The 11,192-nt window shown below is 35.0% G+C and carries 8 protein-coding genes; 5 read left to right on the top strand and 3 right to left on the bottom strand.

Annotation, left to right across the window (positions count from 1 at the left end; translation table 11 throughout):
- Positions 1–376: 376 nt before the first annotated feature.
- The gene (locus tag WMO18_RS09535) at positions 377–1,126 is read right to left on the bottom strand and encodes a PP2C family protein-serine/threonine phosphatase (RefSeq protein ID WP_022504831.1); all 750 of its coding nucleotides are present in this window, start codon (positions 1,124–1,126) and stop codon (positions 377–379) included.
- Between the two features lie 292 nt (positions 1,127–1,418).
- Between WMO18_RS09535 and WMO18_RS09530 the strand changes: the two genes are divergently transcribed.
- The 4 genes from WMO18_RS09530 to WMO18_RS09515 all read left to right on the top strand — a co-directional run bounded on the left by WMO18_RS09530 (position 1,419) and on the right by WMO18_RS09515 (position 8,930).
- Complete coding sequence (locus tag WMO18_RS09530) at positions 1,419–4,100, top strand: alpha-amylase family glycosyl hydrolase (RefSeq protein ID WP_211148084.1); 2,682 nt, start codon at positions 1,419–1,421, stop codon at positions 4,098–4,100.
- Positions 4,101–4,273: 173 nt separating this feature from the next.
- Positions 4,274–6,010 (top strand): thiamine pyrophosphate-binding protein, encoded by a 1,737-nt coding sequence (locus WMO18_RS09525; protein ID WP_211148085.1) that lies wholly within the window; start codon positions 4,274–4,276, stop codon positions 6,008–6,010.
- A 21-nt stretch (positions 6,011–6,031) separates the two neighbouring features.
- Positions 6,032–7,330, top strand: a complete 1,299-nt coding sequence (locus tag WMO18_RS09520) for a Gfo/Idh/MocA family oxidoreductase (protein ID WP_211148086.1) — start codon at positions 6,032–6,034, stop codon at positions 7,328–7,330.
- 199 nt (positions 7,331–7,529) lie between these two features.
- Entirely contained in the window at positions 7,530–8,930 is a 1,401-nt protein-coding gene (locus tag WMO18_RS09515; protein WP_211148087.1) for an O-antigen ligase family protein, read from the top strand.
- Positions 8,931–8,967: 37 nt separating this feature from the next.
- Here the strand turns inward: WMO18_RS09515 and WMO18_RS09510 are convergent, their stop codons facing one another.
- Positions 8,968–10,659: a MutS-related protein gene (locus WMO18_RS09510; RefSeq protein ID WP_211148088.1), complete on the bottom strand. Its 1,692-nt coding sequence runs from the start codon at positions 10,657–10,659 to the stop codon at positions 8,968–8,970.
- 70 nt (positions 10,660–10,729) lie between these two features.
- Between WMO18_RS09510 and WMO18_RS09505 the strand changes: the two genes are divergently transcribed.
- Positions 10,730–10,954, top strand: a complete 225-nt coding sequence (locus WMO18_RS09505) for a DUF896 domain-containing protein (protein WP_138156384.1) — start codon at positions 10,730–10,732, stop codon at positions 10,952–10,954.
- On the opposite strand, the gene WMO18_RS09500 is transcribed toward WMO18_RS09505, so the two are convergent.
- The coding region (locus tag WMO18_RS09500) for a hypothetical protein (protein WP_367286561.1) at positions 10,955–11,192 on the bottom strand (238 nt) is incomplete at its 5' end.

Below are 11,192 nucleotides of genomic sequence, written 5' to 3'. Positions count from 1 at the left end.
AAATTGTCATTCTTCCAATTTACGAGCGACAGCTCCCTTTACACAAGGGAGCCTTATTTGCTAAAATTTAACACTTTACATTTAGCACCACAAACCCAAATTTATTGTACTAATTTTCCTTTACCCACAGACAAGATTGAAAAAAACTAATTTATCTAACATCACAACTGAAACTGAGAAAGGCATAGTATGGGAAAAACATACTATGCCTTTACTTATAATACACTATTCAAATTATAATACACTATTATAATATAACACTTTGACTTGCATCAAGTAGAACCTTGTTCTATTTATTATCCACTAAAATTTATTTGCCTACATTATTTAGCAAGATTTCTTTATAAATTTAAACAACTAAATTAAAAAATTAGAATCATCTAACCTCACACAACACGATTGTTGTATTATCAATAGCACCTTTTGCATAAACCATTTTCATCATATCATTTACGCAATCGGAGATGCTGTGGGTTTCAACTAGGAAAGCCTCAATATCTTCAAAGGACAACATATCGGTAAGACCATCTGAGCAAATTAAGAACCTGTCACCTTTTCTAATCTTTAGTGACACAATATAAGGGTCAATCCTAAATTCATCGGTAGGAATACCAATGTGCTGAGTTAGTGGTGGTTTCTTAAAGATAGTACCCTCAGCTACATGGTCAACAGAAATTTTCTGCAACTTGTTGCCACGCAAAAGAAAAATTCTACTGTCACCAAGGTTACAAGCATATACTTCCTTCTTTCCGAAGAAGAGCATTGCAGCAGTTGTACCCATATATTGAATCTTGTGTCTTTTTGCAAAGCGACAAACATTTCTGTTCATTATGTAACAAATATCAACAATACTTTGTACATCAAGGTCAACTATTGACTTATATATATTATTAAAGGTTGTAGCAGAAATTGAAGAGGCAATCTCACCACAAGCCTCACCACCCATTCCGTCAAAAACACAGAATGCACCGGTTAAATCTTTCAAATTTATTTGTCCGGTGATAGTTCTCTGTTGTCCCTCATTTTCTTGAGGTAAAAAGTCACCCATACACCAGTAGTTATCTTGATTTTTCTTTCTTACCTTTCCCTTTTTACACAGGAAAGCATAGCCTATTTTTCTGGACATAATTAAACCCCATTCTTTCCCTTATTGTATCATAGAGTTGTATTTGTTGCAAGTATTATAGAACATCTTTACTATTTTGTCATATTATAACAGATATATAGGCTGATTTTTCTATAATCGAATTATTATTGTTTAATAGTCTTTATTGTTCTCGGTTTGTTCAAATATTATTAATTTCCTTGTAAAATTTATACAAAAATAATCTTGTTTATTGTACTTATTTACAGTAGTAATATTTTTGTAATTTTGATAAAATATATATGGGATTTTTTATTTTTAAGGAGGACATTTTATGAAATGCAAAAAGAAATTTGTTAGCTTTGTACTTTCACTATGTATGGCAGTATCTGCAATATCTATCCCTGTTGTATCAGCCGTATCTACTGACAAGAGTGCATCAAAAGCTAGCACAACAACTGTGTCAACAAGTGCTAATACTTATGGTCTTGCTGACAACATTCAGGATGGTCAGATTCTTCAGTGCTTTAACTGGTCATTTGACAACATCAAGAAAAATATGAAAACAATTGCTGAACAAGGCTTTACTGCTGTTCAGACATCACCTATTCAGGTAGCAAAGGAATCTACTGCAGGTAAAACTGCAAAGGGTAGCTGGTGGGTACTTTATCAGCCTGTTGACTTTGCAATTGAAACTAATGCTCATGGCACAAGTGCTTTAGGTACTGCTTCTCAGTTCAAGGCAATGTGTGATGAAGCTCATAAGTACGGTGTTAAGGTTGTAGTCGATGCAGTTCTTAACCATATGGGTAATAAGTCTGAGAACGACCTTTCACCATGTATCCCTGATGCTATCAGAAACAACAGTTCTCTATGGCATGATATTACTATTAACAGTTGGTATGCTTCTCGTCACGATATTACTCAGTACTGTATGGGTGGCATTCCTGACCTTAACACAGGTAACAAAACAGTTCAGGACTATGCAACAAAGTTCCTAAAGGAATGTATTGATAATGGTGCTGACGGTTTCCGTTTTGACGGTGCTAAGCACATTGAAACACCTGCTGACTCAGGCTTTGGCAGTGACTTCTGGCCAACAGTTCTAAATGCAACTACAAGCTATGCTAAGTCAACAAGAGGCGTTACACCTTTCTATTATGGTGAAGTTCTTGATAAAACAACCGGTAACGATGACCAAAGTAACGGTCAGTCAATCGTTAATTCTTATACATCTCTAATGAGCATTACACTATCTTCAGTTTCTAACAGTGTCAGAAACGCAGTTAATAGTAACAATGCTTCCGGTGCTATCAGAAGTGACTTTAACCTAGATGACGGTTCAAAGGCTGCAGGTAACAAGTCAGTTCTTTGGAACGAATCTCATGATACATATCAGGCAGGTTCTTCAAGCAATGTTGGCAATGCAAATATGGACAAAACATGGGCTTTAGTTGGTACAAGACAACAGGCTTGTGGTATGTATCTTGCAAGACCTAACAACTGGGGTTCTGCAATGATGGGCCAAGGCGATGTAACTAACTGGGCTAACGAAACTGTTAAGGCTATCAACCAGTTTAAGAATGCTATGATTGGTCAGTCAGAATATCTATCAGCAGAAAACGGTGTTGCTTACAACGAAAGAGGCACAAATGGTGTTGTTCTTGTAAACTGTGGTAGTAACAATGTTAATGTAACTGCTCACAAGATGGCTAACGGTACATATAAGGATGTTATTACAGATAACGAATTCCATGTTGCTAACGGTAAAATCTCAGGTACTATTGGTTCATCAGGTGTTGCAGTAGTATATAACCCAAAGAAAGGACCACAGAACACAATCTCAAAAGCCGGTGGTTCATTTAAGGCAGAAACACAGGAATTAGTGCTTGGTCTAAAGGATGCTACTTCAGGTACATATCAGATTGATAATGGTACAGTAGAAACATACACAGGCACAAAGACAATCACAATCGGTGAAGATGTTTCTTACGGTTCAACAATCACAGTTAAGCTAACTGCTACAGATGGTACAGATACATCTAATGCTTCTTATACATTTAAGAAAGTAGACCCAGACCAAATTCAGAAGATTTACTTTGATAACTCATCATACAACTGGTCAAGTGTATATGCTTACATTTACAACGATACAGATTCAGTTGCAGAATGGCCGGGCAAACAGATGACTAAGGACAGTAGCACAGGCTACTATGTAGTAGAAGTTCCTGACGAATTTGCTAATGGTTCAGTTATCTTTACAGAAAATTTAACTGCTACAACAAACCGTTATCCGGCAGATATGGAACCTGGTCTAGAACTTTCAGGTTCTTCAATGAAGTTCTCTGCTAACCACAAGTGGGAAGAATATACTCAGCAGACAACAACAACTTCAAAGACAAATCCTACAACTGCAACAACTGTTCCAAGCAGAACTTACCTATATGGTGACCTAAACTTTGATAACCAAATCAATGTTAAGGACGCAGTTAAAGTATCAAAATATACTGTAAACAAGATTACATTTACAGATGTTCAGAAGAAGACTGCCGATGTAAACGGTGACGGCAACATTGATGTTAAGGATGCTACACTTATTCAAAAGTACGGCATTAAGTTAGTTGATACATTCCCTGTAGGTAAGACATTCTCTTACAGTGACCCTACTACTCCTACAACAACTACAACTAAGCCAACTACAGCAACAACTACTACAACTGCTCCTCAGGGCAACACAATCAAGATTGATATGTCTGCAATTGCTACCGGCACAGAAAGATGGGCTGCTTACCTATGGAACGACACAGACAGTGTTTGGGTAGATATTAAAGACAATACTCTATCAGTTCCAAGTGGTTATGAAAACCTAATCATTTGCAGAATGAATGGTGCAACAACTGAAAACAACTGGGATAATGTTTGGAATCAGTCAGATGACCTAAAGGTTAGTGGTGGCACGACTTATAAGGCTACAGGTTGGGGTTCAGATAACCTATTCTCAGGTACTTGGGCATAATTAAAGCCTAATAAAACTATTACAAAAGCGATTATTCTTATGAATAGTCGCTTTTTTCTTGCTTAATATAGATTTTATCTATATTTATACATATGTTAACAATTGACTTAATTATATAATGATGATATACTAAACTTATGTATGTTTAAATAATTTTATTTTAAAGGTGAATTATGAAAGCAAGTGATTTTATTGTTTCTTACTTAAAGGAACATGGTATTAAAGATATATTCGGTTATCAAGGTACAATGATTGCTCACTTTGTTGATTCAGTTTGTAAAGCTGATGGCATAGAAAACCATATGTGTTACAACGAACAAGGTGCTGCTTTTGCTGCAGTTGGACTTGCAAAGGCTAGTGGCAAAACTGCCGTAGCTTATTCAACATCAGGACCGGGTGCTATTAACCTAATGAATGGTATTGCCGATGCTTACTACGATAGTGCACCGGTAGTGTTCTTTACCGGTCAGCTAAATGAGTATGAGTATACCGGTATCTCAGAGCTTAGACAACAGGGTTTCCAAGAAACTGATGTTGTAGATATGGTTAAGCCAATTACAAAGTATGCAACTCATATTAGCAAGGTTGAAGATTTAAAGTATGAACTTGAAAAGGCTTTTTACATTGCTAATGAAGGCAGAAAAGGTCCTGTTGTTCTAGACATTCCTATGAATGTACAGAGAGAGGATTTGGACTTAGAAAATGCAAAGTCATTTACCCCACCAAAGGACAAAGTAATTATCAATTACGAAATGGTGGCAACTCAGATTATTGAGGAAATCATTAAGGCTGAAAAGCCAATGCTACTACTTGGTAACGGTATTGTAAAAGGCAGTGACTTTCACAAGAATGTTCTCAAGTTAGTTAAAGGACTTAATATTCCGGTTATCACTTCCCTACTTGGCAGACACTTATTAAAAGTTGATGATGAGCTTAACTTTGGTTATATCGGTGCTGCTTACGGTCACAGATATGCAAACATTCTTGCATATAAAAAGTCAGACCTTATTGTTTCTTTGGCTTGTTCCTTCTGTAAAAGACAGACAGGTGGCAAAAGTGAGAACTTTGCTAAGAATGCAAAAATCATCAGAGTTGATATAGACAGAAACGAACTGCTAAGAAAAGTTCACAGTGATGAAACTCACTACTGTTGTGACTGTGAAAAATTAGTAAAAGCTATGCTAAAGGTTCTTAAGGACAAGAAGGTTGACAAAACCTCTTGGGTAGAAACCTGTAAGAAGGTTAAAGAACCACTTGTTGACTTTGACAATCGCAGTAAAGAAAGAGAACCTAATAAGTTTATTGACCTTATCTCAAACTATGCAACCGATGATACTGTTGTTTGTTGTGATGTTGGACAACATCAGGTTTGGATGGGACAATCCTTTAAGATTACAGATAACCAAAGGTTACTGTTCTCCGGTGGTCATGGTGCAATGGGATTTGCACTTCCTGCTGCTATAGGTGCATATTATCTAAACAAAAAGCCTACTGTTGCAGTTTGTGGTGACGGTGCTTTTCAGATGAATATTCAAGAACTACAATGGGTTAAGAGAGAGAACTTGCCTGTTACTTCTATTGTGTTAAACAATGAAAGTCTTGGTCTTATTCAGCAACAACAGGATGATTTCTTTGACGGAAACCACTTTGGTTCTACTGCTGAAGGTGGCTATGATGCACCTGTATTCAAGAAAATCGGTGAGGCTTATGGTATTAATTCCTACAGCGTTAACAGTATTGAAGAACTTGAAGATATACTAAAAACTATTGATAAAACAAAGCCAAACTTAATTGAAGTACATCTTGACATTAAGTCAAAAGCTTATCCAAAAACTTATTTTGGTGAAGAAATGTACAACCAAAAACCATATATTGATAAAAAACTTATGGAGGAGATTTTGGCTTATTAAGTCAATAGATTAGGGGAAAATATGAAAAAGGTTATTACTTATGGAACATTCGATTTGTTCCACCAAGGTCATTATAATATTATTAAAAGGGCAAAGGCATACGGAGATTACCTAATTGTTGGTGTAACCTCTGAAAGCTACGATATTGAGAGAGGTAAACTTTCTGTTCACGATTCACTTCTTACAAGAATTGAAAATGTTAAGAAAACAGGTTTAGTTGATGAAATTATTGTTGAAGAATATTTAGGTCAAAAGACCAGGGATATTATTCAGTATGATATTGATACACTTGTTGTCGGTAGTGACTGGATTGGCAAGTTTGACCACCTAAAGCAGTATTGTAACGTTGTTTATCTAGAAAGAACAAAGAATATTTCTTCCACACAGATTAGAGAAAAAAGCAATGCAATCAGAAACTTTGGTGTTATTACCGACAATGCTGATGACCTAGGTGTTGTTAGCGAAACTAAGTATGTTTCCGGTATTCACATTGAAAGAGTATTTAGTGAAGATATTGATGTTGCTGAGGAATTTTGTAATAAGTATGAACTAAATTCTTACGGCAACTGCTTTGAAAAGTTCTGTCAAGACCTTAGTATTGTATATATTAAGTGCGACTTAGAAAAGCGATACAACTACATTAAGCAATGTATTGAAAAAGGTGTTCATGTTATTTGTGAATTTCCTTTCTCACTAGATAATGAAAAGTGTCAAGAGCTAAACAAACTTGCAAGAGAAAAGAATGTTATCCTAATGGAAAACATTGTTATGGTTTACCTAAGAGCTTTCTCTCAATTTTTATGGATTGCCGACAGTAATGAAGTTGGCAAAGTGTTAAGCATTGATATTGGTATGAGTAACGATTTCTTTGAATACGAAAAGACTCTTGAAGATATGTCTGTACTTGCTATTACTGCTGTAACAAAGCTACTTGGTACTGAGGCTAAGTACATTTCAAAGAACATAATTCCGGGTAATGAAGATGGTGAAGAATACTGTTCAATGTTCTTTAGATATGAAGATGCAGTTGCAAGAATTGAAATTGGAAAGAATATTGATTTACACAACCACCTAACTGTTATCGGTACTAAGGGCAGAATTGTTCTTGAAGATGACTGGTGGAACACAGGTTACTTTAAGGTTATTAAGAATGGTTGCAAAAAAGTTGACAGAAGGTCATTTAACTTTGAAGGTACAGGCTTCCGTTACTTAATTCAGGAACTGCTGATTATGCTTAGAGATGAAAGGTATGAGTGCAATCGTCTAACAGATGATGAGGCTTGTTCAATTCTAAAGGTACTAAACAAATTAGAAGACTGATAAAAGCAAAGAGGTTCTCACCTAAGTGATAACCTCTTTTTTGGTATAAAATATGGATAAAAAGAATAAAAAAACTCTATCTCACTATATGGGGAATGTTGCTATAATCTTTGTCACATTGATGTTTTCACTTTTCCCCTTATATTTGTCAGATAGATATTATTACATAAGGCATGACAAGCTATATGCCTTTTATGTTTTGGCTAGTTTATTATTGATTTTTATGGGTGGTGTAATACTGACTCATTACAATAAAAGAGATAAAGAAAATAAAATAGAAAATAAGAAAAATAAATTTTCCTTTACTGATTATGGAATGATAGGATTTTTAATTTCTGCTATTATAAGCACACTGGTTTCTGACTATAAATTCGACAGTCTTACCGGTGCATTAGGTAGGAACAATGGGCTTATACTTATCTTTGCCTACTTTGTAGTGTATTTTATAATTTCCAGAACATACAGAGAAAACAAAGTTGTTCCTATAGTTATGGCAGTTGTTTCATCATTTGTGGCATTTATAGGGATTTTGCAACAGTTCTACTGGGACCCATTAAACCTATACAATGGTATGAGTTCAAGTCAATACACAAAGTTCATTTCAACAATAGGCAACAGAAATATTTTTTCAGCTTATTTAACTATTGTAATGCCACTTTGTATGGTACTGTTTATTCTTTCAAAGAAATATTATCAAAAGATAATTTACGGTATTTCTGCTGTAATAACATTTGGTGGTGTAGTTTGTTGCAACAGTGATGGCAGTATCTTAGGTACATTAGGACTATTTGTATTTTGCTATATATTCTTTATAAGAAATTTAAAGGACTTTTCAAACCTACTGATTATCACTTCACTAATGCTTATAGGTTGTAAAGTTATCAGATATTTCTCTTATATTATGGATGACTACAGTATGGGATTTAGTGCAATAGAAAGCACTTTGGTCTATGGCAACACCTATGTTGTTATAGGAATTACCCTTGTTTTAGGAATTTTCTTAAATATTTTCAGTGAAGAAAAGGGCATCACAAAGACACCTAGGGTCATTACCCTATCACTTATTTTCCTAACAATATTACTGTTTGGTTTAGGGGTATTTACATTTTGCTACTTTACCTTTATTGACACAAAGACTTCATTAAGCAGTGCTATGAAGTACTTTAGATTTAACGACAGTTGGGGAACTCACAGAGGATTTATGTGGATAAGAGGCATTTACATTTTCCTTAATGTAAATATTATTCAAAAACTATTCGGTACAGGTTGTGATACCTTTGGTCAGATTATGACTGATATGGGGTACAATGATGAGCTGATGGCTTTTAAGAATGAAACAACCAATGCTGCCCATAATATCTATCTAAATTACCTTGTAACAGTCGGAATGTTTGGGGCTTTATCCTACATTACTTTTGTGGTTTCTGCCCTTATACGAGGAATTAAGAGAAGTTTTAGCAATAAATACTGCATTATCCTTGTGGCAAGTGTTATTTCTTACAGTGTTCAAGGAATTGTAAACATTGACCAACCAATTACCACTCCACTATTTATTGTAATTGTTGCATTACTTGAAAACCAAAACAGAATTAAAGCATAAGAAATGGCTAGTGTACAAAATACACTAGCCATTATTTTTATCTATTGTCTATATTCTTTTTTATTTGGTCGTAGGTTACACCGTATTTCTCTGCAATATCTTTAGCATAAGAAACACCCTGTGGTGGTGCAATCTCACACTTAAAGCTTCTGTGACCGTCTTTCATACCGGTAACAAGGCTTTGTACTTTGCTCCTATAACTATCATCACTGTTGTATTCATCAAGGTGATGGGCAAGTTCATGCATATGTGTGTTAAATACTGAACGGACACCTAAGTAGGCCATTGCCTTAATAACATCCTTTGCAATAAACACACCCTCAGCAACATTTGTTGTTGCCAAACTTTCGTTAAGTAACAGTAAGGACTTATCGGTTGCAACCTTAAAAATATCAGAAAGTCTTTTGCTTTCTTCACCTAGTCTACCTAGGTCAACAGTTTCGTTTTCATCAGCAGGAAAATGTGTATAAATATTGTCAACAGGACTGTAGTTGAACTTTGTTGCAGGTACATAAATACCGGCTTGTGCAAGTAAGAAACAATGACCTACTGCTTGAGTAAAGGTAGTTTTGCCACCTCTGTTCGGACCTGTCATAACATAAATTCTTTGTTCATTATCAAATGTAATGTCATTACCGATAATGTCAAATTCTTCACCATTAGTACGCTTAATTGCAAGTTTTATATTATAAATATCTTCACCGTAAGCAACTCTGTCATCATGAACTGCAAGTGGTTTACACACCGGTAATTTCTTTTCTTTCATCTTATCAACAAGCTCAGCAAAACGAATGTAAAAGATAATCTCAGGCATTAAGCCCACTAATGAGTAACCTGAAATATTAACATACTTTTGAAGTGTTGCTTTGATACTCTTTACCATTCTTTTCAGAATATCGGTAACAACCTTCTTTAGACTTTGAGACAATGGGTCATCACCTGTAGCAGAACCTGAAGTATCAATATGTACATTAGTATTTGCACCTTGTTGAATTGAACCGAATTTTGTTCTGTTTAGACTAGGATTTGCAGGATGAAGTTTGTGACTTGAAAGTACCTTTTCATCACTGTTCAGTTCTTCCTTTGAACCGGTAAATCCCATAAAGTTCTTTAGGATACCACTGTTAGTAATCTCAAAACTATTTAGAGAAATAACACCGGCATTCTTAGGCTTTAACACACTGTCAAGGTTAACACCTATAGTAACTGACTTTAGGTTCTGAGCCTTTGCCATTGTTTCATCAATGTCCTTTTTCAGAATATCAAAACCACCATTGTTATAAATATCTTCAATGGTCTGTTTAAGGTCAAGTAGTCCTTGTGACTTAATAGGAATAGTGTTGAGAATATTCTTTAGCATTGTGATGCATAGCACATAACCGTCAATTTCTCTAAGTCTGTTAATAAGTTGCCACAAGGATGATGCATCACCGTCTTTGTTAAACTTTTCAAGTTCTCGTAAATCCTCTAACTTTTTCAGCAATTCAACTAAGCCATCCCTTAGTTCAGGGAAATTAAGAATATCCTCAAAAACATCTGCTCTATAGTTGATAACATCAATATCACAAGTTAGGTTTGTTAAGATTTTTTTGATACTATTTTTTTCGTATATATCTTTAGTAAGGCTTTCAACAATGTAATCAACAGAAAGGTCGTTTATAGATTCATCGGTTAAAGTCATTGTAGAAACTGCCTTACCTTTTGGGTAAAGTAAACTTATATCAGCCATTTGAATTCTCCTTTAAACTATAGTATAATATTAGCACAATTAATCTTAAAAAACAATTAGGAGGTAAATTATGGACGAACTAATTAAGAGAATAAATGAACTTGCTAAGAAGAAAAAATCTGCCGGTTTAACTAAGGAAGAAGCAGAAGAACAGATTGAGCTTAGGCAACAGTACCTTGACAAATTCAGGGAAGGCTTTAAGCAAAGACTTGAGAATATTGATGTTGAAACTCCTGACGGTAAGGTTAGACCTTTAACCGAATTTAAGAAAAAAAACAATGACAATATTCAGTAATTAAATATTTGCTTTTGTTTTGCATTTTTGACCATCGGCTCTTGCCGGTGGTTTTTCTTTTGGTAGAGTTTTTTTAATTTCGTTTGTGGGTAATGGTAAATCGGTTCTGTAAATTGGGGTTTGTGGTGATAAATGTAAAGTGTTAAATTTTAGCAAATAAAGCTCCCTTGTGTAAAGGGAGCTGTCGCTCGTAAATTGGAAGAATGACAATTTACTCTTAAAGAGCGACTGAGGGATT

It is taken from the genome of Ruminococcoides intestinihominis, assembly GCF_040096285.1.
Taxonomy (GTDB): domain Bacteria; phylum Bacillota; class Clostridia; order Oscillospirales; family Acutalibacteraceae; genus Ruminococcoides; species Ruminococcoides intestinihominis.
The sequence above is the reverse complement of the archived record's forward strand: the minus strand, read 5'-3'. Positions and strand labels throughout refer to the sequence as shown.